This window comes from Mycobacterium kiyosense, assembly GCA_021654635.1.
In the GTDB taxonomy this organism is placed as follows: Bacteria; Actinomycetota; Actinomycetes; order Mycobacteriales; family Mycobacteriaceae; genus Mycobacterium; species Mycobacterium kiyosense.
Genome location: AP025179.1, coordinates 5,522,274 through 5,545,560, shown reverse-complemented (window position 1 = coordinate 5,545,560; position 23,287 = coordinate 5,522,274). Strand labels below are relative to the sequence as shown.

Genomic DNA, 23,287 nt, shown 5'->3' with positions numbered 1-23,287 from the left:
TCCGGTCTACCCGCGAGCAGACGCAAAAGCCCCTGAAGATGACCGATTCCGGGTGCGTTTGCGTCTACTCGCGCTGAAAGGAAGTGCCCCGTGGGTGGGATGAATTTTGAGCTGACCGAAGACCAGGAGTTGATCCGCCGGTCGGTGGCGGAGCTGGCGTCGAAGTTCGACGACCAGTACTGGATGGAGAAAGATCAGGCGCACGAATTCCCGACGGAGTTCTACCGCGCCATCGCCGACGGCGGCTGGCTGGGGATGACCATCCCGACCGAATACGGCGGACACGGCCTGGGCATCACCGAGGCCACCATCCTGCTCGAGGAGGTCGCCAAGTCCGGCGGCGCGATGAATGCCGCCAGCTCCATCCATCTGTCGATCTTCGGCATGCAACCGGTGGTGGTGCACGGTTCCGACGAACTCAAGGCCCGTACGTTGCCGCCGGTGGCAACCGGGCAGACCCACATCTGCTTCGGTGTGACCGAACCCGGTGCCGGCCTGGACACTTCGCGCATCACCACCTTCGCCAAGCGGGACGGCGACCGTTATGTGGTGAACGGCCGAAAAGTGTGGATTTCCAAGGCGATGGAGTCCGACAAGATTCTGTTGCTGACCAGGACGCAGTCCTACGACGAGGTCACCAAGAAGACCGACGGCATGACGTTGTTCCTCACCGACCTGGACCGCAGCCGGGTCGACATCCGGCCGATCCGCAAGATGGGCCGCAACGCCGTTAGCTCCAACGAGCTTTTCATCGACAACCTCGAGGTGCCGGTCGAGGACCGGGTTGGCGAGGAAGGCAAGGGATTTCAGTACATCCTCGACGGCCTGAACCCGGAGCGGATGCTGATCGCCGCCGAGGCGCTGGGCATCGGGCGGGTGGCGCTGGAGAAGGCGGTCAAGTACGGCAACGAGCGGGAAGTGTTCGGCCGCCCGATTGGGATGAACCAGGGCCTGCAGTTCCCGCTGGCCGACTCGCTGGCCCGCCTCGACGCCGCCGAACTCATGCTGCGCAAGGCCACCTGGCTCTACGACAACGGCAAACCCTGTGGGCGCGAAGCCAATACGGCCAAGTACCTGTGTGCCGACGCGGGCTTCGCCGCCGCCGACCGGGCGTTGCAGACGCACGGCGGCATGGGTTATGCGGAGGAGTACCACATCACGCGCTATTTCCGCGAGGCCCGGCTGATGAAGATCGCGCCGGTCAGCCAGGAAATGATCCTGAACTTCCTGGGATCCAACGTGCTTAAACTGCCGCGCAGTTACTGACGTAGGTTGTTGATCATCGAACGTGCACTGGCGGCGGGTTTTTCGCCCGCAGTGCACTTCGGCGAGCGAGAGGCGGCCGAACATGCGTGAAACGGTCATCGTCGAAGCCGTGCGCACCCCGGTGGGTAAACGCAACGGCGGTTTGTCCGGCATGCACGCCGCCGACCTGTCCGCCGTGGTCCTCAACGAACTGCTGGAACGCACCGGCGTCAGCCCCGAGATCGTCGACGACGTGATCTGGGGTTGCGTATCCCAGGTCGGCGACCAGTCCAGCAACATCGGGCGCTTCGCCGTGCTGGCGGCGGGTTGGCCGGAGAGCATCCCGGGCACCACGGTCAACCGGGCGTGCGGGTCCAGCCAGCAGGCTCTGGACTTCGCCGTGCATGCGGTGATGTCGGGTCAGCAGGACGTCGTGGTGGCCGGCGGCGTCGAGGTGATGAGCCGCGTCCCGCTCGGGGCGGCGCGGGCGACCGGCATGCCCTACGGCCCGAAAGTCCTTGCCCGCTATGACAATTTCTCGTTCAACCAGGGTCTGTCGGCGGAGCTGATCGCCAAGAAGTGGGGGCTCTCCCGCACCCGGCTGGACGAGTACTCCGCCTTGTCCCACGAGCGCGCCGCCGCCGCGCAGGACAGCGGCGCCTTCACCGAGCAGATCGTGCCGGTCTTCCCCGGGGAAGCGGCCGTCGTCGACGCCGACGAAGGGGTGCGGCGCGGCACCAGCGTCGAGAAGTTGGCCGGGCTCAAACCGGCCTTCGCCGAGGACGGGGTGATCCACGCGGGCAACTCCTCGCAGATCTCCGACGGTGCGGCCGCGCTGTTGGTGACCACCTCCGACCTGGCGCTGGAAATGGGGCTGACGCCGATCGTGCGCTATCGCGCCGGAGCGGTCACCGGCGCCGACCCGGTGCTGATGCTGACCGGCCCCATTCCGGCCACCAAGAAGGTGCTGGCCAAGTCCGGCATCAAGATCGGCGACGTCGGGGTCTTCGAAGTCAACGAGGCCTTCGCGCCGGTGCCGTTGGCCTGGCTCGCCGAGACCGGCGCGGAGCCCGAACGGCTCAATCCGCTGGGCGGCGCCATCGCGCTGGGCCACCCGTTGGGTGCTTCCGGTGCGGTGCTGATGACGCGGATGATCCACCACATGCGCGCCAACGGCATCCGATTCGGGCTGCAGACCATGTGTGAGGGCGGCGGTACCGCCAACGCGACGATCGTCGAGCTGGTCGGCTGAAAATCGGCGCCGCCACCCCCTTGTCAGCGTAGCCAAACCAACCTACTGTGTGTTCAGTAGGTTTTGCTACAGCCCAATTCCTAGGAGCGCGGTGCCCGAAGCGCGGCCGTACGACACGCTGCTCGCCAAGGGCGAGGACCGTAAGCAGCGGATCCTCGCGGTGGCACAACGACTGCTGTCTCGCAACGGATGGCGCACCACCACCCTGGCCCAGATCGCCAGGGAGGCCGGGGTGAGCCCGGCCGGGCTGCTGCACCACTTCGAGTCCAAGGAACAGTTGCTGCACGCGGTGCTGGATGCCCGTGACCTCGACGACGACACGCACTCCGACCGCGGCGGCGATCTGCTCGGCGAGATCGCGCAGGTCGCCGACCGGTTCAACCGGGCGCCGGAACTGGTCGGCACGTTCACCGTGCTGTTGGTGGAGAACATCGACCCCGACGCGCCGCTGCACGACCGTCTGGTCACCCGCCAGCGGGACGCCACCGAAATCGTCGCTGCCGCCATCCGCCGAGGTCAGGCCGAAGGCCGGTATCGCGATGACATAGACCCAGCCGTCAAGGCGGTGGAAATCCTCGCCTTCACCCACGGAATGGAAATGACATGGTTGCTCGACCCGTCGATACCACTGGCCGAGGTGTTCAAGGAGTACGCGGAGTCTCTGGCGCGCGACTTCTCCCCGTCGGCAGCGAGCACGACATGAGGTACCGCCTCGACGTCGTGGCCTCCAGCGTCGCCGATGTCGTGACGTTTGCCGGGGGCTGGCTGTTCGACCGGTCGATGGCCGGCTGGGACGTCACCGTGCTGCTGACCGACCACCCCGACGACCGGCCGCTGCACATCCTGGGCGCGAAGACGCTCGACCTGGAATTGGCACTGGCCTCGGCGCAGACGCGACCCCGGCCGCAGGCGTTGGCGGCCGCGGCCGACCTGGTCGGCTCGGACCCGCGGGTGCGCGCGGGGGTGTTGCAGGCCCTGGACCACGGCGTCACCGAAGTCATCCTGTGGGGCAAGACCTGGCCGGCCGAACTGGACGACAGCGTGGGCCGGGTGCAGCACCAGCTGAGCATGGCGGCCCGCAAGTTCAAGGCGCGGGCGCTGGCCGCGGCCGCGGCGCCGCTGAGCTCCATCGGTCCGGTCGAGTCGTTCCGCAGCGGCTTGATGGCCTGCCGGTCGGTTGCGGCCGACCTGCTGCCGGCCTGACGCAGCGCCGTCGGCGCCCACGGTGCATGCCGCGACGCTCGATCGGCGTGTCGCGTCGGGCATTTCGCAGTCGGCGGCCGGCTCGGCGCCCGACCGGACCCGGCGGGCCCGGATGTCCTCGCAATCGCCGTTGCGATTTCGCCGGCGCCTGTGAAAATGTAATACTCAACAATGAGAGCCAGATTCTCGCTAGCTGAGATCAAGGAGCTGCAGATGGTGAACGACCTCACCGAGCTGGACTTTTTCCGCGACAAGCAGCTGGTCCAGGATCCTTACCCGTACTACGAGGCCCTTCGCCAGCAGTGCCCCGTCACGCGCGAAGAGCACCACGGCGTCACCATGGTGACCGGCTGGGAAGAAGCCTGCGCCGTGCTGAACGACGCCGATACCTGGTCGTCGTGCATCTCGGTGACCGGACCCTTCCCGGGCTTCCCGGTGTCACTGGAAGGGCTGGGCGACTCCGACCTCACCGAGCTGATCGAGCAGAACCGCGACAAGCTGCCGTTCAGCGACCAGCCGCCGACCCTGGACCCGCCCACCCACACCAACCACCGCTCGCTGCTGATGCGGTTGATCACCCCCAAGCGCCTCAAGGAGAACGAGGACGCGATGTGGGCGCTGGCCGATCAGGTGCTCGACGACTTCCTGGCGCCGGGCAAGGGCGAGTTCATCAAAGGGTTCGCCGGCCCGTTCACGCTGCTCGTCATCGCCGACCTGCTGGGTGTGCCGATGGAGGACCGGGACAAGTTCGTCAAGGGCATCCGCGAGCACTCCGGCGGCGGCATCGGCGGCACCGGCAAGGAAGCGCTGGCGCACAGCCCGCTGGAATTCCTCTACGGCCTGTTCTCCGACTATGTCCGGGATCGCCGCCGCGAGCCCCGCGACGACGTGCTCACCGGCCTGGCCACGGCCACATATCCGGACGGGTCCATTCCGGAGGTCGAAGACGTTGCGCGCGTTGCCAGTAACGTGTTCTCGGCCGGGCAGGAGACCACCGTCCGGCTGCTCGGGGCCGCGCTGCAGACGCTCGGGGAGCGCCCCGACATCCAGGCGCAGTTGCGCAAGGACCGCAGCCTGATCCCCAACTTCATCGAGGAATCGCTGCGCATCGAGAGCCCGGTCAAGGGCGACTTCCGGATGAACCGGGTGCCGGTCAATGTCGGTGGTGTCGATCTGCCGTCGGGAACCACGGTGATGATCGTGCAAGCCGCGGCCAACCGCGACCCGCGCCGCTTCGACGACCCGGCCACCTTCGACCCGGCCCGCAAGAACGCCCGGCAGCACATCTCGTTCGGCCGCGGCATTCACAGCTGCCCCGGCGCCCCGTTGGCACGGGCCGAGACCCGGGTGGCGATCGAGCGGCTGCTGGACCGGACCTCCGAGATCAAAGTCGACGAACAGGTGCACGGTCCCGAGAATCAGCGCCGCTACCAATACGTTCCGACCTACATCCTGCGTGGCCTGACCGAGTTGCACCTGGAGTTCACGCCGGCATGAAGGTCTGGGTCGACGACGGGTTCTGCCGCGGGCACGGCATGTGCCTGACGTTGTGCCCGGAAGTGTTCACCCTCACCGACGACGGCTACGCCGAGGCGATAACCTCGGAAATTCCAACCGAATTCGAGGCGGCTACCCGTGAGGCCATCGAATGCTGTCCGGAGCAGGCGATCAAGGAGCGTTGAGGAGGGGTTTCTAGTCCTCGACGAGCAGGATCGCTTGGCGCGGGCATTGTCGAACGGCCTCGCGCACCTGCTCCTCGATGTCCGGGGTGACCTCGGTCCGGTGCACCGTCAGCATGTCGTCGTCGCCGAGTTCGAATACCTCCGGGGATGATGCCCATGCACACGCCGTTGCTTTCACACAGGTCCCAGTCGACTTCGATCCTCATCGGACTACCTTCACCGGCACGTTCTTCCAGCCCGCGACATTCTGCATCTGCACGCGGTTGCAGTTCTCCCAGTCCACCTCGTAGCGGGGCATGAAGTCCAGCAGCTTGTCCAGCGCGATCGCGCTCTCCATCCGGGCCAGCGCCGCGCCCAGACAGCTGTGTATTCCGTAGCCGAAGCTCAGGTTCAGCGCCTCGTGACTGTTGCGGTCGATGTTGAAGGTGTCGGGGTCGGTCCACGCCCGCGGGTCGCGGTTGGCCGCTCCGTTGATCAGGAACACCGGTTTCATCGCCGGGATGGTGACTCCGTGCAGCTCAACATCTTTGACCGAGCAGCGGACCTGGTACTGCGACGGCGCCTCGTAGCGCAGCAGTTCCTCGACCGCGGCGGGAATCTTGCTGCGGTCGTCGAGCAGTTTCTGCCACTCGCCGGGGAACCGCGCGAACACCACCGGTGCGTTGCCGATCAGCTTGGTGACGGTTTCGGCGCCGGCACCGCCCAAAAGTGTTGCGAATCCCGCGATTTCGACGTCGTCCAGCTTGGTGGGATGGCCGTCCTCGCGGGTGATCTCGGCGTTGATCAGCTTGGTGAACAGGTCGTCCTGCGGTTCGGCACGGCGCTGTTGCAGGATGTCGTAATAGAGCATCCCGGTTTCGATGTTGGCCTGCATGCCGCGTTCGCCGACCTCGACTTGCCCGGGCTCGCGATGCAGTGACTCGTCGATCAGGTAGCGGATCCGCTGGGCGTTCTCTTCCGGCACGCCGAGCATCGTGGTGATCACCTCGACCGGGAACGGGCCGGAGAAGTCCTGCACCACATCGAAGTTCTCCGGGTCCACCTTGGCCAGGTACTTGTCGATCTTCTGGCCGACCATCTCGCGCTGGGATTGGATCGCGCGGGGGGTGAACACCTTGTTGAGCAGGCTGCGCATGTGCCGGTGGTCCGGCGGGTCCATGAAGATGATCGACTTCTGCTCCGGCGGCCTGCCGGTGCGCACCATCGACAGGTCGATGCCGAAGGCCGAGGAGTAGGTCTCGAAGTTCTTCAAGCCCGCGGCGACGTCCGCGTGGCGGGTCAGCGCATAGAAGTCGTACTCCTCGCTGTAATAGACCGGCGCTTCCTCCTGCATGCGCCGGTAGGTATCCCAGGCGCCGTTGAAGAAGTCCTCGGAGAAGGGATCGAAGGTGACCTTCGATTTGGTCATGGAACGCTCCTCGCTGATGAGCTGCGGGCTGACACCATTACAGCTGAACGTCTGACTGTAACGCTAACGGTAGCGGCTTCCGGGCGTTGCGGAAAGGACCGAAAGACCCGAATCGGAAGCATCAACCGGCTTCCCGCGCACCGGCGCCGCCGCGCGCGCTCACGCACTGGTCCACGAACGCGAATACGGTGCGGTGGTAGTCGGCCGCGGAATGACCGAGGCTCAGATTGTGTCCGGCGTCGGAATGCAATTCGGTGACGAATGACGGTGCCGTCTGGAACATCCCGCCGATTTCGGCGAGCGCGGCCGGGTCGGACCGGAAGACATTGTCGTGCTCGCCGAGGCTGTAGCGCACCGGCACGCGGACCGCGGGCGCCAGCTCCGGGAAATAGCGGTGCGGCCAGTTCAGCGCCACGTCCCGTTCGTACGGCGGAGCCGACGACGAGTTCGTGACGCCGTGCAGGATGTCCGGGGGGATACAGCCGGGTCGGCTCCCACAGCAGTTCGCGGGTGCCCGGTGGCCGTTCCTTGACCTCGGCCGCTTTCATGATCTGTTTGGCGGCGTCGTGGTAGCGCCTGCCGGTGCCACCGAGTTCCAGGCCCAGCAGGCCGGCGCCGCGGTGGTCGCCCGCGTGGGCGGCCATCCGGGTGGCCAGTTCACACCCACCCGAATGGCCCAGCAGGAACAGCCCGGCACCGCGGGGCCGCTCGCCCAAGATCCGGTCGAGCGCGCCGTAGGCGAGATCGACGCGCTGCTCGGGGGGTCTGCACCGCCTCCGGATATGCCGCGGAGCTGCCGTGTCCCGGCCGGTCGATCGCGACGACGGTGAATCCCAGCGTCGCTCCCAGCCGCAACAGTGACAGCTCGGGATGCCCGGGGCAGTCGAAGTAGACGGCGCTGGTGCCACCGCCGTGAATGGCCAGCAGCACCGCTTTGGGGTTGTCGGCCTCGGCGATGACGCCCGACATGGGGACACCGTCGACGATGACGACCCGTGGTCTTACCGGACTGTTCACGCGTCGGCCCGGAGCAGGATCACGCCGCTGGGCGTGAGGCCGCCGCTGCTGACCACGCCGACGCGGGCGTCGGCGACCTGGCGCGCGCCGGCCTCGCCGCGCAGCTGGGTGACCGCCTCGTGCAGCAGACCCATGCCGTGCGTGCGGCCGTGCGAGAGCTGCCCGCCGTGGGTGTTGAGTGGGATCACGCCGTCGCGGGCGATGTTGCGGCCGCCGTCCAGGAATTCGCGGGCTTCACCGATGCCGCAGAATCCCAGCGCCTCGATCCAGGACAGGCAGTTCATGGTGAACCCGTCGTACAGTTCGGCGACGTCGACGTCGGAGGGCCGCAGCGAGGTGCGTGTCCACAGATGCGCCGCTTGCCCCAGTACTTGCGGCTCGTGGGTCAACGTGCTCTGGTCCCAGTCGATGGGCTCGATGATCTGCGTCCCCACCGCTTCCACCAGCACCGGCGGCTTGGCCAGGTCGCGGGCGGCGTCGACGGCCGAGACGATGACGGCGACGGCGCCGTCGCAGGGCACGTCGCAGTCGTAGAGCCCGAACGGCGTGGTGATGGGCCGGGCGCCCAGGTAGTCCTCCATCGTCATCGGGTCGCGATAGATCGCGGTCGGGTTCAGTGCGGCGTTGGCGCGCTGGTTGAGCGCGATCCAGCCCAGCGTCTCTTTGGTGGTGCCGTACCGGTGGAAGTGGCGCTGGGCGTTGAGCGCCAGCGTGTGTGCGGCGGACGTCGCGCCGAACGGCCACTGCCAGCTGGTGGTGCGGCCGCCGGACGGGACGATCTTGCCCCGCTTCATCTGCTCGTTGAAGGTGGCTTCCCACAGCGTCCGGAAGCACAGCACGTGCCGGGCCAGGCCGGCCGACACCGCCAGCATGGCCGCGATCACCGACCCGCCCGGGCCGAACGTCTCGATTCCGCCGTTGTGCCAGGTCGGCCGGATGCCCAGCGCGGCTTCCAGCGCGGTCACCCCGCCCTCGCCGAATCCGCCCAGGTTGCCGCCGCCGGGGTAGGTGGACAGGCCGTCGATGTCGGCGAAGGTCAGTCCCGCGTCGGCGATCGCCGCCTCGCAGGCGTCGATGGTGAGCGACAGCGGCGGCAGCATCTGGCGACGGCCGATCTTCGACATGCCGATACCGGTGAGGGCGACCTTGTCCTCGAACTTCTCGGTGGTCAGCATCGGGCGGACGTGCTCGCCGAAACGTTCCGGGGCGATCGCGTCGTCGGGGAGTGGGCCGGGGTCGACGCCGGGGACCGGACGGAACAGCGGCAGCCAGACGTCATCGACCTGCTCGAAGACCACCTGCACCTGCTGGCCCAGCTCGAGCGCCTCTGGGTCGGAGTCCACGATGTTGGTGGTCAGGCGAACCCGCGGATCCTCGGCGATCGCCACCTGAGCGACCACGTACGGCGCAGGCATGCCGGGGATGCTGAAGCGGTGATTGACGGTGAACCCGGCCAGCGTCGCCCGGCCGGAAACGTCGCGCACGCCGATGTCGCGGGAGCGGCAGTACCGGCAAACCGGTGCGGGCGGATGGATCAGCGCCTGGCAGGCCCGGCATTCCCGGAACCGCAACTGCCCGTCGGCGCCGGCGGTCCAGAAGAACTCGTTCTCGTCTGTGAGCTGGGGCAGCGGGCGACCCGGTGCAGCTGACACGTCACCTCCGCAAATAGAACGGCCACCGCATTGGTAGGCCCGTTATGCGAATACGAGAATTACGTTATCATCTTTGGGTGACGGAGACGCTGGTGCGTGAGACACCACGCTCCGGTGTGGAAGTGCTGCGGCTGAACCGCCCGGCGCAACTGAATGCCATCAATAGCGCGCTTCTCTATGTCAACCTGACTCAGGACCACTGTGACGGCTTGATTCGGGACCACCTCGGCGAGGAGGTGGTGGCTCAGGCGTCTTCGTAGGCTGTGATCGCGAGCTGCTACCGCGGGTATGGCTGAGCCGGTATGAGGTGGTGCCGGTTTCGATGATGGTGCCGTGGAAGGTGAGTCGGTCGACGATCGCGGCGCAGAGTCGGGGGTCGGTGAAGGTTTTGGTCCAGCCGGAGAAACTCTCGTTGGATGCGATGGCTACTGACGCCTTTCCTCGCGTTCAGTGAGTACTTGGAACAGCAACTCCGCCCCGGCGGTCGAGTTCCATGTAGCCGAGTTCGTCGATACATAAAAGATCGACGCGGCCGTAGCGGGCGATCGTGCGGGCGAGTTGCTTTTCATCGGCGGCCTCGACGAGTTCGTTGACCAGTTTGGTCGCCAGTGTGTAGCGGACGCGGAAGCCTTGCTCGGCGGCGGCGGTGCCCACACCAATGAGAAAGGTGGGACTTGCCGGTGCCCGAGTCGCCGATCAGGCAGAGCGGGTCGCCTCGGCGTATCCAATCGCCTTGGGCGACGGTATGTACGGTGGCGGCGTTGATGTTTGGGTTGGCGTCGAAATCGAAGTCGCCCAACCATTTCTGACGTGGAAACCCGGCCGCTGCGACTCGCCGCAAGGTGGATCGGCGGTCCCGGTCATCGCATTCGGCCAGGAGCAGTTCGGCGAGGAAGCCGTGGTAGGTGAGCTGTTCACGCTCGGCGACTTTCACTGCTTCGTCGATCACCGCACGCACGGTCGGCAACCGCAGGCGTCGGCATGCGGAATCGACGGCGGCTTGGGCCGCTTGTGGGGTCATCCCGCGTTGGCGGCGCAGGGTGTTGGTGACTTTCGTGGCCGTGCTCATGATCCAGTCGTTCCTTCCATTCCGTCACCGGGTGGCGGTGTTGGGGTCTGCGTTGGAGCAGCTCGTCGTAGGCCGCGACGTCAGGCAGCGGCCGGGTGTCGGGTGGCAGGCCGGCGATCACGGTCGCTGGATCAGCCAGGCGGCGCTGGGTCAGACTGACGACCCGGTAATCGACGGTATTGGCATGGTTACCGGCGTGACGGTCTGATTCGAGACCACCACCGGCGGCATGCAGGCGTGCTTCGACCGCGACCACATCCGCTGAAACGGCACCGACCGACAGGGCGGCGTGGATCCCGGCGATCACATCGGTAGCGCGCATGCTGCGGTGCAGCAGCAGCACGTCGATTAGCGAGCGAGTCCCGCCAGCATCGCCGTCGACGCGGCGGGCCTGCTGCCAGAACGCCTCGTGCGCTGCGGTGAAAGTGCCGGCGGCGCGGGCCTGAGCAAGCGCGGTGGAGCCGGGCAACGCGCCGGGTTTGCAGTGCAACACCTCCAGATAGTGGTCGAGGTTGATCGATTGCCCGTTGCGGGTCGTGACGCGTTCATGGCGTGCGGCGATAGTGCGGCCGTCGAAGACGACCAACCCGAGGCCCGCAGCGACACCCTGACTTTGCGTCCGATCAACCGGGCGGGAACCGAGTACTTCGCCGACCGCGCCGTGATCAGCGCCGACCGGTCCACCCGTGGATGCAGCACCAGCCCCGGGTCGAACCGCTCGGCAGGCAGAGCGGCGAGATGTTCTCGTTCGGTCTGGAAGTCCTGGCCCACGGTGTGCAGCCGGCCGGTGACCCGCCGATGATCCTCACGTGCTTCGCAGCGGCGGATGTAGTCGTTGAGCTCTGACAGCGAGTCCACTTCCGGCATGGGCGTGAGCCAGGTGCGGCGGAAACGTCCGATCTCGCCCTCGACTCCGCCTTTCTCGTGGGCGCCTTTCACTCCCGGCTGGCAGTAGAACGGGTCGAACCCGTAGAACGATCTGAACAGCACCCACCGGTCGTTCTCGACCCTGCCCCGACCGCGGCCGAACACCACCGAGGTGACCGCAGACTTCAAGTTGTCGTAGCGGATATGGCGCACCGGGATGCCGCCGATCACGTCGAATGCTTCGATGTGGCCTTCGAGGAACGCCTCCTGCGACTGAGTCGCATACACCCGATGGACTGCCTTGCCGGACATCGACATTCGGAAAACGAACATGTAGCAGCGGGTTCTGACACCAGCGAGGATGACGTGAACCTCGCCGAAATCAACCTCAGCTTCAGCGCCGGGCGGGTGTTCCTGCGGCACGAACGCTTCCTGCGCCTGCTTACCGGACTCGGCGATGATCTCCGCACGACGGACCCGGACATAGTCACGCACCGACGAATACGACACATCCTCAACGCCGTGTTCATCGGCCAGACGATTGCAAATCCTTGTCGCAGTGTGGCGTTGCTTGCGGGGCGCATCCAGATCGGTCCGCAGCATCGCATCAATCGCAGGTTTGAGCGGGCCCAGTTTCGGCGACTCCCGCACCGGTGTCTTCCGCCTCGGCGGCTCCGGATTCGCCAACGCGTGCCGGACCGTATCCCGGCCAACCTTGTACTTACGAGCAAGCGCCCGAATACCCAAACCCTCGACCCGGGCGTCCCTACGTATCTGGGCGAACAGCTCCACACGACTTCCCATCCGGAACCCTCCGACAGCGAGCCAATAATCGACACGCCAACCGTCGAGGGTGGTCCTGAATCAAACCGTCACAACACACCGGTCTGAAAGAAGGTGGTCCTGAATCAGGCCGTCACACCGGTCCTGAATCAAACTGTCATAGCCACGCGCTGCTGGCCGATCTGACCGAGACGTTCGCAGCGCTGGCCCGCGACACGTCGGTGCAGGCGGTTGTTCTCACCGGCGCCGGGCGTGGGTTCTGCGCCGGTCTGGACGTTCGCGACTTCGGACCCGGTATCCCGGCGGCCGACGATCCCGTGATCGACCGGCTGAGGTTTCAGGAATCCATGGCCGCGTTACCGCAGGCGATCCGCGATTTGCCGCAGCCGGTGATCGCCGCGGTCAACGGGCCGTGTGTCGGTGCCGGGCTCGCGTTGTGTCTGGCGGCGGATATCCGGATCTGTTCGACGGCAGCGTCATTCGCCAATGCGGCGATCCTGCTGGGATTGTCGGGTGCCGAGATGGGCATGAGCTATCACCTGCCGCGCATTGTCGGCACCAGCGTCGCCGCGGACTGGATGCTCACCGGGCGGCCGGTGACCGCGCAGGAGGCCGACCGGCGCGGGTTGGTGAGCCAACTGGTGGAACCCGATGAGTTGCTGGACTGCGCGATCGAGTCGGCGGGGCGTATCGCCGACCTGACACCGCTCGGGGTGCAGCTGACCAAGCGTGCGCTGCAGGTCAATACCGACGCTGCCGGCCTGGGCCCGGCCATCGAATTGGAGAACCGCAATCAGGTGCTTACGCACGCCACCGACGAGGCTGCCGCGCTTCGTCGCAAGTGGGCGCAGCGTTAACCCGAGAGGATCGGCTTGTGGCGTGGGACTTCTCGACTGACCCGGACTGGGCGGCGCAACTGGCCTGGGTGGACGACTTCGTGCGCTCGGAGTGCGAGCCGGTTGACTTGTTGGTCAAAGAGTCTCACGATCTCAACGACCCGGTGCGTCAGGCGCTGATTCCGCCGCTGCAGCAGATCGTCAAAGAGCGCGGCCTGTGGGCAACCCACCTCGGGCCGCACCTCGGCGGGCCGGGGTACGGGCAACTTAAACTGGCGCTGCTCAACGAGATTCTGGGCCGCTCCGAATGCGCTCCGATCGTATTCGGATCCCAGGCACCGGATTCCGGCAACAGCGAGATCCTGGCCCACTACGGGACCCCGGAGTTGAAGAAGCGCTATCTCGAACCGCTGCTGGACAACCGGATTGTGTCGTGCTTCTCGATGACCGAACCGCAGGGTGGTGCCGACCCGAAGGTGTTCACCACCACCGCGGTCCCCGATGGCGACGAGTGGATCATCAACGGCGAGAAGTGGTTCTCCTCGTTCGCGTCGATGGCCTCCTTTCTGATCGTGATGGCCGTGACCGACCCGGAAGCCCCGCCCTACGAACGGCATTCGATGTTCGTGGTGCCCGCCGAGACGCCGGGCATCAATGTGCTGCGCGACGTCGGTTTGGGCTACCAACCGGTCGGCGGTGGCCGCGAAGGCTATGTGCGCTACGAGAACGTCCGGGTTCCCGCCGACCACATGCTCGGTCCGCGCGGCGGCGCTTTCGTGGTAGCCCAAACGCGGCTCGGCGGTGGCCGCATCCACCACGCCATGCGTACCGTCGGCCTGGTGCGGCGCATCTTCGACATGCTGTGCGAGCGTGCGGTTTCCCGACGCACGCAGGGTGACATGCTGGGCAACAAGCAGCTGGTGCAGGAGATGATCGCCGACTCGTGGATGGAGATCGAGGCGTTCCGGCTGCTGACGTTGCAGACGGCGTGGAAGATCGATCAGCACAACGACTACAAGGCGGTTCGCGCCGACATCTCGGCGGTGAAGGCGATGATGCAGAAGGTCCTGCACGACGTGTCGGCACGCGCGTTGCAGGTGCACGGTTCGCTGGGCACGACGCACGAGATGCCGTTCGTGCAGCATCTGGTCGAGTCGTTCGTGCTCGGCCTGGCCGACGGCCCCACCGAGGTGCACAAGACGGTGCTGGCCCGGCTGCTACTCAAAGACCGCAAGCCGGCACCGGACCTGTTTCCCTCCGAGCACCTGCTGCGGCTGCGCGAGGCGGCCGAACGCAAGTTCGCCGCTCAACTGGCGGGCATCCCGCGCTCCTGATCGAGCAGCTGACGCGCTCTGGACAGCAAGTGCGGCAAGGTGCGCGACATGTCTTCCAGGCCCGGATCCGGCCGGTCCCGGCGGCGGTTGTGCTTGACGATCAGCGACCAGGTAGCCACGGACTTGAAACACGCCAACGCCTGAAACCAGTCGAGATCGGCCATCGTGGTTCCGACGGCCTCCTGGTAGATCGAGGACAATTCGTCGGTCGGCGGTGCGCAGGAAATGTAAGGCGTTGCACGCCGGTAGGTTTGCGGATCGCTGTTGATCAGAAACCACCCCGCGTCGATGCGTGGATCACCGACCGACCATATCTCCCAATCGATCACAGCGGTGATCCGGTCCCGCTCGGCGAGCAGATTACCGAGCCGGAAGTCGCCGTGCACCAGAGCCGGCCCCGCCGGCGGCGGAACCGAGTCCCGCAGCGCGCCCGCCACATCGTGCCAACCCGGCGCCAGTGCGGGGTCCACCGTCTGCAGTGTGCGGCACCAGCGTTCGATCTCGTCTGCGGCGCCGACGATCGGCTCGTCGGGTAGCCCGAGGGCGGTGGGCTCGATGCGGTGCAGCCGAGCCATGGTGGCGGCCGCGCGTCGGAATCGCTCGGCCACAACGTTACTCGACAGTGGCGCGGTGTCGAGGTCGAACAGCGGCTCCGGCGAGCTGCCCTCGATCCAGGACATCACGAACAGCGGCGGTATCTCCGGTGGGTCGCCAGGGTCTTCCCACAACACCTCGGGGACAGGAACCGGTGTGCGGCTGAGGGCGGCGATGATGCGGCTCTGGCGCAACACGTCGCGATGGCCGGTCGGGGCGACGCCGGTCGGGGCCACCTTCACCACCACGGGCCGGCCGGACAGTGAGCCCGCGTAGGTCAGGCTGGATGCCCCGCCGGCCAGCGGCGCCAGGCCCTCGATTTGGGCGAGCCGGGCACTCAACTGATGGAAAGTCAGCTCAGCCAACCGATTTCACGCAGGAAAGGTTGGGTGTGCGCGATGCGGCCGGTGGTGGTTGCGGGGTCGCAGGTGCACAGTTCGAGTGCGGTCTGGGTGATCAGCCCGATGTCCTCGGTGTCGGTCTTGGCCAGGTCCAGGGTGCCCGCACCGGGTGTGGCGACCGGGTTGGACGGTGCGGCCGCGTTGACCGCGATACCGTCGTCGTACAGCTCGGCCGCAAGGCTTTTGGTGAGCCGGTTGAGGGCAGCTTTGACGGTCCCGTAGATGCCGAAGCCCGCGCTGCGGTCGAACTCGTCGAACGGCGGTCCGGACGGTAGATCCCCACCTACCGACGTCACATTCAGCACCCAGCCACGCCGGCGTTCCCGCATCGCTGGGATGGCCAGTTGGGTGAGGTGCAGCGGCGCGAGGACGTGCATCTCCATCATCAGACGCACCCGTCGTTCCGGAAAATCTTCGAGCGGTCGCAGAAAAGTGACCGCCGCGTTGTTGACCAGGATGTCGGGCGCACCGACTTGTTGGACGACTTCGGCGAAGAGCCTTTCGCGCTCTTCGGTCTTGGACAGGTCGGCCTGCACCGCGATTGCCGACCCACCCGCGGCGGTGATCTCCGCCAGTGTATCCCGCAGCGAACCTTGGTATTTCGGGTCGGGATCCAGTGTCCGTGCGGTCAGGGCCACGGTGGCGCCCTCAGCTGCCAGTCGCTGCGCGATCGCCTTGCCCAGACCCCTGCTGCTTCCGGTCACCAAGGCGGTCCGCCCGGCACACCTCGTCAACGGATGAATCCCCACTCCGCTTCGTTGGATTCGGTCTTAACCCGTGACGCCGGGTCGTCCTCGTCGTGCAACTCCGGGTGCGGGATGCTGGGTTTGGGCTCGCCGACCTCGGTGATCGCATGCACCGGGCAGTCCAGTAGCGCGCGCATCACCGCGTCGCGATCCTGCTGCGGCACATCGCCGTTGCCGATCACGCAGGCGTAGCCCCAGTCGTCGAGGGAGAAATATTCGGGAGCATGCTTGGCGCACAAACCGAAACCATCACAGACGGTGCGGTCCAACTTGATCCTCATCGCCCGCCTCACCCCGCTACCTGATAGGGACGGTCGGCGCGATACGCGCCGTCGCGGCAATCCGGACAGGTGCCGTGCAGGTGACGGGCGACCTCGTCGGGGAACTGGTCGAGCAGCGAGGCCGCGATGTTGCAGGCGGCGTCCAGCGTCCCGCAGGCGCCGCGACCGCGCAACACCAGCGACCAGCGGCGCAACCGATCCAGATCCTCGACGGCTGCCACCCCGTCCCGCAGCGCCCCGGCGGCGGCCGCCATGGCCGCCGTGCCGTTGAAGCACGAACCGCACTGCCCGGCGTTCTCGCGGTCGAAGTAGGCCAGCACGGACGCCGCGACCGCCACCGGGCACTCGTCGACGATCACCGAGATCGCTCCGCAGCCCAGCCCGCTGCCGAGCCCGCGGATGGTCTCGTGATCCAGGGTGGCGTCCAGCACGCGCCGGTCGAGCAATCCGGCGAAGTAGCCGCCCATCAACACACCGCGTACCTTCTCGGCCGAAACACCATGCAGCGCAAGCAGTTCAGCAAACGCGACACCGTGCGGCAGTTCGTAGAGCACTGCTGGCCGGCCGGCGCCGGTAATGGTGGCCAGGAAGGTTCCCGGCGACTGCGCGGTGCCCTGCGAACGGAACTCCGCGGCGCCGTGATTCTGCAGGTAAGCCAGCTGGGCGAGCGTCTCGACGTTGCTCACCAATGTGGGCCGTCCCCCGACACCGACCTCGAACGGGCGCGGTGGCTTGTCGGTGGGCTTGGTAGGGCCGCCGTTGATCGCGTTCACGGCGGCGGTCTCCTCCCCGGCGACGTACCCCGGGTCGACGGCGACGACGTCGACGCTGACACCACCGAGACAGGTCGGGTCGAGTTCGCTGAGCGCCGCCTCGACACTGCGCGCCGACTCGGCATCCGAGACGAAGACGTAGGCCCGCTCGGCGGCCACCAGCGCCGCGGCCAGCCGCAGACCGTCCAGCACCAGGTGCGGACGGTTGCGCAGCAGCCACCGGTCCTTGATCGAAGCCGGTTCTCCCTCTTCGCCGTTCGCCACCGCGACTGGGCGGCCGTACTTGGCGCCGTTGGTGCGGACCGTGCGCAACTTCACCGCAAGGGGGAAGGCCGCACCGCCGCGACCGAGCAGTCCACCCGCCTCGACCTCGGCAAGCAACCGTTCGGCATCGGCGAGCGGACGGTATCCGTCGCGCTCGCGGTAGGCCGCCAGATCCTCCCGACCCGAGCCGAGCAGCCGCGGCGGACAGCCGGGCCACGCGGTGGTGCGAAGTACCGAGTCTGTCGTCGTCATGAGACAACCCGTCCGGCAGTTAGGCTTGCCCGCATGCGGACTGCGGTGGTGCGCGTCAACGTCGACCCGACCGGTGTACTCACGGCCGGACAGTTAGCGGAGGGCATGGCAACGCTCCTGGGACTCGTGCGGCAGAAAGGCGCCGACGTCGTCGAGATCGACCTGCCGAACCGGCCGCCGGGCCGGCGCGAACTCGAAGTCCTCGTCACCGGTGACGATGTCGAGGACACGAAGCGAACCGCAATCGACTTGTGCGCCAGATCTTTTGGCACTCAGCCGATGGTCGGCGTGACGACGTTCATCAGTCGGGGCACCGACGACGACGCCCACGGCGTGCTGTCGGGTTTCGGGCTCACCGGCCAGATCGTGCGTCAGCCCGGGGACGACGGCTACGACATCGTCTACGTCACGCTGCGCGAAGAAGACCTCGACAGAGTCCCGGAAAGCCGCATCCACACCGCACTCGAGGCGTCGCTGAACTGTGAGGTCCACATCCGGACCGGCTGACCTCATGATCGGCCCAGGAATTCCAGGATCGGCGGGGCGGCCAGCACCCAGGTGTCGAACATGTTGAAGTGCTTGACGCGTCCCGCCGCCCGGTCCTCGGAGGCACGTTCCCAGGCGTCCTCCGGCCACGGCGGGTCGATCAGTTTCGAACCTTTGATCAGGCAGCTGACTTCCAGCGAGGTGCGCTTAGGGTGATCCAGGTCGTTTTCACCGCCGCGGATGATCAGCGTGGGAACCTTGATGCGGTCGAACATCTCGTCTTCGACACCCGGAATGGTCTGTCCGGGCTTGGAGACGAACGCGTTGAGCCAGCGCAGCTGGATCTTCAGGAATTCGTCTCTGTCGAAGTCGAGGAACCGTTGCTTGTTGGCCGGGTTCTCCGCGATGCGGTCGCGCCACTCCTGGACTTTGATCACGCCGTCCATGCCGGTGCCGCGGACCGCGAGGATGCTCGGCACGATGTAGAAGGACCCCAGCACGAACGTGCCGTAGACGCCGCCGACGGTGTTCCACACCACCAGCTTGGTGACCATGTCGGGGTAGAGCATGGTGGTGAGCATGGAATCCCTTGCGCCACCGGATCCCCCGGCCAGGATGCACCGCTGGAAGCCCAGGCCGGTCACCAGCTTGTGCAGCGTTTCGGCGCGCATGTGCGATTCGCTCTGCCCGTAGAACTGCACGTCGGACGCGCCGCAGTTGGGCCGGTCCCAGAGCAGCACCCGGTAGCCGCCGGCGGCCAGCGCTTCGGCCAGTGGCCGCAGCCCCTCGATCTCCTTGCTGAACCGCCCGCCCGGCGTCAGGGCGATGAGATCGCCTTTCTCGCCGAGGATTTCGTATACGACGTTGCCACCGTTGATCTCGAGGGATGACACATTGCTCTCCTGGTTCGTCACGCCATCACCACCACGTCATTGCCGACCACCCGGACCGGGTAGGTGCGGATGCTCCACTCCGGTTTAACGGCGGTGGTGCCGGTCGCCAACTCGAAACCCCATTGGTGCCAAGGGCAGTAGATGTACTCCAGGTCGCGTACCATGACGGCGTCGCCGGGGGCGGTCTCGTCGACGATGGTGCGTCCGCGGGCGCGGCCCGAGCACAGCGGTCCGCCTTGGTGCGGGCAGTAATTCGCGATCGCATAGAAGGAGCCGTGGACGTTGTAGACACCGACGCCGTGCCGTCCGATCGGCACCAGTTTGTGTGTGCCCGGCGGGATTTCGTCGACCGTCGCGACGACGTGTTCACGGCCTTGGGCAAGGCGGGGTTGGGGCCTGGCGACTGCCCCGGTTTCGTCAGGAGTCAACTCAGAGCACCCGTACCTGACCCTCGAGCACCGGAACGGTCTCGGGGAGGTGGTAGGTCGCGATGCCGTTCTTGTACATCACCGCGTCGCGGGCCGCCTTGGGCAGGTGCTTGACCAGCCAGCGCGGGTCGTCGAACGTCCAGTGCGGGTAGTCCGAGGAGAACAGCAGGATCTTCTCGCACTCCATCCACTCCAGTGCGCGGGTCAACTCGGTCTTGTCCTCCGGGTAGTCCAGTGGCTGGGTGGTGAACTTGATGTGGTCCTTGACGTATTCGCTTGGCTTGCGCTTGATGTCCACCCACGACTTGCGGGCCGCGTAGATCGAGTCCATGCGCCACATCAGTGGCAGGATCCAGGTGAACGCGTGCTCGACGAAAACGATTCGCAGCGTGGGGAAGCGGTCGAAGACGCCGTCGAAGATCAGGCTCATCACCTGGTTGGCCGCCAGCAACGAGTAGGTGACCATGAAGTCGTGGTTGTAGCTGGGGAAGCCCACCGGCGGCGTGGGTAGCTCCTCGTAGTGACTGCGCGACAGGTGGCAGCTGACCGTGATGTCGTGTTTGGTGGCGGCGGCCCAGATGGGGTCGTACTTCGGGTTGCCCCAGGACGGCCGCGGTTCGGCCTTGATCAGGATCTGTGCCATGTAGGGGTGCCCGGCCCACCGCTCGATTTCGCGCACCGAGGCGTCCGGATCCTCGATGGCGGCGCAGATCGAGCCGCGCCACCGCTGGTGCCAGTTGTTGTGGCTGTCCAGCCAGTGGTTGGCCTGCCAGTCGTTCAACGCCACCGACATGGCGTGCTGCGCCTCGGGGATGCGCGCCGGGTAGGCGGCCGGTTCCAGGATCGCGATGTCGGAGCCGGCTTCCATGATCAACTGGCGAAACGCCAGATCTGGGTCGCTGCAGGGGAATTCGCCGTTGGACGGGAAGGAGTCCACCCGCATCGCGTAGCTGTGCGCGTAGTCGGGGGCGTCGTAGTAGATCTGTTCGCCGACGTTGCGGGTGAGGAAGTACTTGCTGCGCCAGGGCTCTGGGATGTACGGGACGAGTTCACCGCGCTTGGGTGCGGGGTGAACGTCGGAGTCCACGCATCGGACGGGGATGCGCTCGGCGGGCGGAACCCGCTCCGAGGTATGCGTCGTGGAATGGGTCACGGTCATCTTCGATCTCCTCGATCTCCCTGGCTTCTACTGTGCGCCCACCCCGGCGGGGATGTCTATCCCGTAGAGCTGTGCGGCGTTGCGCCAGCACAACTTCTCGCGCTGCTCCGACGACAGGGCTTTGGGCAGTTTGCGGATGTCGGCGCACTGCCAGTGCGGATAGCTGGAGCCGAACATCACCATGTCGTCCTTGCCGGTGAAGCCCAGCCACTCTCCGGCGAACTCGGCGTCACCGGGTCCGTCCATGGCGCCCTGGATGAAGTACACGTGGCCGGGCAGGTAGTCGCTGGGTATGCGCGGGGAGCCCACGGCGTCTGCTCCAGGTGCGGCCGCCCGAAGGTGTCCATCCGCCAGCTGAACGGCGTCAGGAAATCGGCGGCGCCGTCGGCCCAGACGAACTTCAGCGTGGGGAAGCGTTCGAACACGCCTTCGGCGATCATGTTCATCAGGTGATAGAGGTAGTTGAGCGCCATGAAGCTGACGTACTGCTCGTAGGTGCGGGTGTTGCCGGACGGTGTCGGTGCGAAACCGATGCCGGAGCCGGATTCGATGTGCACCGCAACCGGGAGGTTCGCCTCGGCCGCTGCCTCCCACAGCGGCCAGAACTGGGGTTTGCCGTAGACCTCGCGGGACTGCAGCGGCACCCCGATCTGGACCACTCGGGGATGGTCGCGGTACTTGTCCAGCTCGCGCAGCGCGCCGGCGATGTCGTCGGGATTGACCCGGATGGTGCCGCGGAAGCGGTCCCCGAACTTCTCCGAGTCCAGCCAGCGCGACACCAGCATCTCGTTGTGCGCGGCGTGCAGGGCGCTGCCCAGGTGACGGTCCGGCATGATGCCGCGGCCCATTGGGTGCAGGATCGCCACATCCACGCCACGTTTCGAAAACAGTTCGGTGGCAACGAATTCCGGGTCGGATCCCGGATAGCTGCGGCCGCGCTCCGGGCCTTCGGTGTTGGGCGCGTACTCGCCGCCCGGAGCCCCGTACCAGTCCATCTCGTAGTCGGGAAAGCCGCGGCTCTTGAACGGCTCGCGCAAGAAGCTGCGCAGGTCCTTGTTCGAGGGGAAGAAGATGTGCACGCTGGCGTCGATAACCGGTGTGCGCGTCCCGTCAGCGTGCTCGATCACGACAGCCACCTTTCGGCCGCGGCGACGCGGGCCGGTCCGACCGGCCTACAGGATAGATAACCTAACATTTGTCCTGATCGTCCTTCAGTGGATTTCCGGTAAGCATTTCGGTTACCCATCTGTCCAGTTCAAGGGGCTTTTTTCGGCCTTGGCGTAAGTCAAGTTCTTCAATATTGATATTAACATTCTCCCCGCCGAATGTAACTCATGTCTTGGGATCTGCCGAGCCCACCGTGACGCCAGCGACCGCCTCGAACGGCTTGATCACCGCGGTGAAGTCCGAGTCGGGCCCCTGGGAACGCGCCGCGGTTTCCCACAGCTGTCCCACGGTCTCGGCGAGGGCGGTGGCCACCCCCAGCGCACGGGCTTCCTCGAGGTAGAGCCGCACGTCCTTGACCATCAGTCCGGTGGCGAATCCGTAATCGAAGGTGCGCGGCAGGATCGCGCGCGGGAACTTGTCGCGGCTGGCGCTGGTGGCACCCGAGCCGGCGTTGAGCACATCGATCATGACGGCCGGGTCCAGACCCGCCTTGACGCCCATCACCACCACTTCCGCGGTGGCGACCAAGACGTTGGCGGCCAGCATGTTGTTGGCCAGCTTCATGGTCTGCGCGGAACCGGGTTTGTCGCCGACGTAGAGTGGCCGGCCCAGCGTCGCGAGCAGGCTTTGCACGTCGTCGAACTCGGCGCGCGGACCCGACACCATCAGGGCCAGCGTGCCCTTTTCGGCCCCGCCGACGCCGCCGCTGACCGGGCTGTCGATCGCGACGATGTCGCGTCGGGCCAACCGTTCATGGATCTGCGCCGCCATTGTGCTGCCGACCGTGGACAGGTCGACGAAGCGACGGATCCGCGAACCCTCGATCAGCCCGGCCGGACCGGTAGCCACGGCGAGCGACGCGGCCGGAGTCGGCAGGCTGGCCAATACGGTCTCGGCCCGGTCGGCGACGTCTTTCGCCGACGACGCCCCTCGAGCGCCCAGGGCGATGACGCGTTCGAGGGCCGCTGGTTGTGCATCGAAGGCGACAACGTCATGGCCGACCTCGACGAGACGGCGCGCCATCGGAAAACCCATGTGCCCCAGCCCGACGAATCCGACGCTCACGTGTCGGCCTTGTCCAGGGCGGCGAAGATCTCGCCGGCCGCGCGGAAGCTGTCGACCGCGGCGGGCACTCCCGCATAGATGGCGACCTGAAGGAAAACCTCACGGATCTCCTCGCGGGTGACGCCGTTGGTCAGCGCGGCCCTGATGTGAGTGCGCAGTTCGTGGGGCCGGTTGAGCACCGAGGTCATGGCCAGGTTCAGCATGCTGCGCGTCTTGCGGGTCAAGCCGTCGCGTCCCCACACCGCGCCCCAGCAGTATTCGGTGACCAGATCCTGCAGGGGACCGGTGAAGTCGTCGGCCTCGCCGATCGCCTTGTCGACGTAGTCCTTGCCCAGGACCTCGGAGCGGATCTGTCGCCCGCGGTCGTACGTCTCGCTGTTCAACGGCTCTCCTGTCGGCTGACGGACGATTCTAAATATACATAGCAGTA

At 66.4% G+C, this 23,287-nt stretch carries 21 protein-coding genes and 6 pseudogenes; 10 read left to right on the top strand and 17 right to left on the bottom strand.

What is annotated here, in order from left to right:
• Positions 1-99 precede the first annotated feature (99 nt).
• The 6 genes from L6444_RS26050 (at position 100) to L6444_RS26025 (ending at position 5,382) form a co-directional block, all read left to right on the top strand.
• Positions 100-1,266, top strand: a complete 1,167-nt coding sequence (locus L6444_RS26050; RefSeq protein WP_236978079.1) for an acyl-CoA dehydrogenase family protein — start codon at positions 100-102, stop codon at positions 1,264-1,266.
• Positions 1,267-1,348: 82 nt separating this feature from the next.
• Positions 1,349-2,497, top strand: a complete 1,149-nt coding sequence (locus tag L6444_RS26045) for a thiolase family protein (protein ID WP_236978077.1) — start codon at positions 1,349-1,351, stop codon at positions 2,495-2,497.
• A 91-nt stretch (positions 2,498-2,588) separates the two neighbouring features.
• Positions 2,589-3,200 (top strand): TetR/AcrR family transcriptional regulator, encoded by a 612-nt coding sequence (locus tag L6444_RS26040; protein WP_236978075.1) that lies wholly within the window; start codon positions 2,589-2,591, stop codon positions 3,198-3,200.
• Entirely contained in the window at positions 3,197-3,700 is a 504-nt protein-coding gene (locus L6444_RS26035) for a hypothetical protein (protein ID WP_236978073.1), read from the top strand. Before L6444_RS26040 ends, L6444_RS26035 begins: the two co-directional genes overlap by 4 nt.
• A gap of 213 nt (positions 3,701-3,913) precedes the next feature.
• Positions 3,914-5,197 (top strand): cytochrome P450, encoded by a 1,284-nt coding sequence (locus L6444_RS26030; RefSeq protein ID WP_236984429.1) that lies wholly within the window; start codon positions 3,914-3,916, stop codon positions 5,195-5,197.
• Complete coding sequence (locus tag L6444_RS26025; protein ID WP_236978072.1) at positions 5,194-5,382, top strand: ferredoxin; 189 nt, start codon at positions 5,194-5,196, stop codon at positions 5,380-5,382. The genes L6444_RS26030 and L6444_RS26025 overlap by 4 nt, the downstream gene beginning before the upstream one ends.
• Positions 5,383-5,392: 10 nt before the next feature.
• On the opposite strand, the pseudogene L6444_RS26020 reads toward L6444_RS26025, so the two are convergent.
• From L6444_RS26020 to L6444_RS26005, 4 genes and pseudogenes are all read right to left on the bottom strand, one after another.
• Positions 5,393-5,588: pseudogene (locus tag L6444_RS26020) on the bottom strand (ferredoxin).
• Positions 5,585-6,790: a cytochrome P450 gene (locus L6444_RS26015; RefSeq protein ID WP_236978071.1), complete on the bottom strand. Its 1,206-nt coding sequence runs from the start codon at positions 6,788-6,790 to the stop codon at positions 5,585-5,587. The pseudogene L6444_RS26020 and the gene L6444_RS26015 overlap by 4 nt, the downstream one beginning before the upstream one ends.
• Before the next feature lie 121 nt (positions 6,791-6,911).
• Positions 6,912-7,759: pseudogene (locus L6444_RS26010) on the bottom strand (alpha/beta hydrolase).
• Positions 7,760-7,803: 44 nt separating this feature from the next.
• Positions 7,804-9,459: a thiolase C-terminal domain-containing protein gene (locus L6444_RS26005; RefSeq protein WP_236978070.1), complete on the bottom strand. Its 1,656-nt coding sequence runs from the start codon at positions 9,457-9,459 to the stop codon at positions 7,804-7,806.
• Positions 9,460-9,536: 77 nt separating this feature from the next.
• Between L6444_RS26005 and L6444_RS26000 the strand changes: the two genes are divergently transcribed.
• Positions 9,537-9,719, top strand: a complete 183-nt coding sequence (locus tag L6444_RS26000; RefSeq protein ID WP_236984652.1) for a Clp protease/crotonase-like domain-containing protein — start codon at positions 9,537-9,539, stop codon at positions 9,717-9,719.
• Here L6444_RS26000 and L6444_RS30305 read toward each other — a convergent pair.
• The 3 genes and pseudogenes from L6444_RS30305 to istA form a co-directional block, all read right to left on the bottom strand.
• A pseudogene (locus L6444_RS30305) lies at positions 9,640-10,113 on the bottom strand (ATP-binding protein). The gene L6444_RS26000 and the pseudogene L6444_RS30305 overlap by 80 nt on opposite strands.
• A complete protein-coding gene (locus L6444_RS30300) occupies positions 10,025-10,480 on the bottom strand; it encodes an ATP-binding protein (protein WP_255731020.1) in 456 nt (151 codons plus the stop codon). The pseudogene L6444_RS30305 and the gene L6444_RS30300 overlap by 89 nt, the downstream one beginning before the upstream one ends.
• A 58-nt stretch (positions 10,481-10,538) precedes the next feature.
• A pseudogene (istA, locus tag L6444_RS25990) lies at positions 10,539-12,199 on the bottom strand (IS21 family transposase); the annotation flags it as partial.
• 182 nt (positions 12,200-12,381) lie between these two features.
• Between istA and L6444_RS25985 the strand changes: the two are divergent.
• Positions 12,382-13,035: pseudogene (locus L6444_RS25985) on the top strand (enoyl-CoA hydratase/isomerase family protein); the annotation flags it as partial.
• 17 nt (positions 13,036-13,052) lie between these two features.
• Positions 13,053-14,348 (top strand): acyl-CoA dehydrogenase family protein, encoded by a 1,296-nt coding sequence (locus L6444_RS25980; protein ID WP_236978069.1) that lies wholly within the window; start codon positions 13,053-13,055, stop codon positions 14,346-14,348.
• Here L6444_RS25980 and L6444_RS25975 read toward each other — a convergent pair.
• From L6444_RS25975 to L6444_RS25960, 4 genes are read right to left on the bottom strand one after another with little or no spacing between them, the layout of a single operon-like run.
• Complete coding sequence (locus L6444_RS25975) at positions 14,321-15,307, bottom strand: phosphotransferase family protein (protein ID WP_236978068.1); 987 nt, start codon at positions 15,305-15,307, stop codon at positions 14,321-14,323. The genes L6444_RS25980 and L6444_RS25975 overlap by 28 nt on opposite strands.
• Positions 15,295-16,077, bottom strand: coding sequence for an SDR family NAD(P)-dependent oxidoreductase (locus L6444_RS25970; protein ID WP_236978067.1), 783 nt, complete (start codon positions 16,075-16,077; stop codon positions 15,295-15,297). The genes L6444_RS25975 and L6444_RS25970 overlap by 13 nt, the downstream gene beginning before the upstream one ends.
• Complete coding sequence (locus tag L6444_RS25965; protein WP_236978064.1) at positions 16,074-16,370, bottom strand: ferredoxin; 297 nt, start codon at positions 16,368-16,370, stop codon at positions 16,074-16,076. The genes L6444_RS25970 and L6444_RS25965 overlap by 4 nt, the downstream gene beginning before the upstream one ends.
• 8 nt (positions 16,371-16,378) lie before the next feature.
• Positions 16,379-17,659, bottom strand: a complete 1,281-nt coding sequence (locus L6444_RS25960) for an NADH-ubiquinone oxidoreductase-F iron-sulfur binding region domain-containing protein (RefSeq protein ID WP_236978062.1) — start codon at positions 17,657-17,659, stop codon at positions 16,379-16,381.
• 33 nt (positions 17,660-17,692) lie between these two features.
• On the opposite strand from L6444_RS25960, the gene L6444_RS25955 reads away from it, so the two are divergent.
• Positions 17,693-18,166, top strand: coding sequence for a hypothetical protein (locus L6444_RS25955; protein WP_236978059.1), 474 nt, complete (start codon positions 17,693-17,695; stop codon positions 18,164-18,166).
• Positions 18,167-18,168: 2 nt separating this feature from the next.
• Here L6444_RS25955 and L6444_RS25950 read toward each other — a convergent pair whose 3' ends face one another.
• The 6 genes and pseudogenes from L6444_RS25950 to L6444_RS25925 all read right to left on the bottom strand — a co-directional run bounded on the left by L6444_RS25950 (position 18,169) and on the right by L6444_RS25925 (position 23,240).
• A complete protein-coding gene (locus tag L6444_RS25950; protein WP_236978057.1) occupies positions 18,169-19,038 on the bottom strand; it encodes an alpha/beta fold hydrolase in 870 nt (289 codons plus the stop codon).
• Positions 19,039-19,055: 17 nt separating this feature from the next.
• Positions 19,056-19,466, bottom strand: a complete 411-nt coding sequence (locus L6444_RS25945) for a Rieske (2Fe-2S) protein (protein ID WP_236978055.1) — start codon at positions 19,464-19,466, stop codon at positions 19,056-19,058.
• A gap of 1 nt (position 19,467) precedes the next feature.
• Positions 19,468-20,625 carry an amidohydrolase family protein gene (locus L6444_RS25940; RefSeq protein ID WP_236978054.1) on the bottom strand — a complete coding sequence of 386 codons (1,158 nt, stop codon included), beginning with the start codon at positions 20,623-20,625 and terminating at the stop codon, positions 19,468-19,470.
• Positions 20,626-20,652: 27 nt separating this feature from the next.
• Positions 20,653-21,752: pseudogene (locus L6444_RS25935) on the bottom strand (amidohydrolase family protein).
• A 205-nt stretch (positions 21,753-21,957) separates the two neighbouring features.
• Complete coding sequence (locus tag L6444_RS25930) at positions 21,958-22,857, bottom strand: NAD(P)-dependent oxidoreductase (protein ID WP_236978053.1); 900 nt, start codon at positions 22,855-22,857, stop codon at positions 21,958-21,960.
• Positions 22,854-23,240 carry a carboxymuconolactone decarboxylase family protein gene (locus tag L6444_RS25925; RefSeq protein WP_236978052.1) on the bottom strand — a complete coding sequence of 129 codons (387 nt, stop codon included), beginning with the start codon at positions 23,238-23,240 and terminating at the stop codon, positions 22,854-22,856. The genes L6444_RS25930 and L6444_RS25925 overlap by 4 nt, the downstream gene beginning before the upstream one ends.
• Positions 23,241-23,287 lie beyond the last annotated feature (47 nt).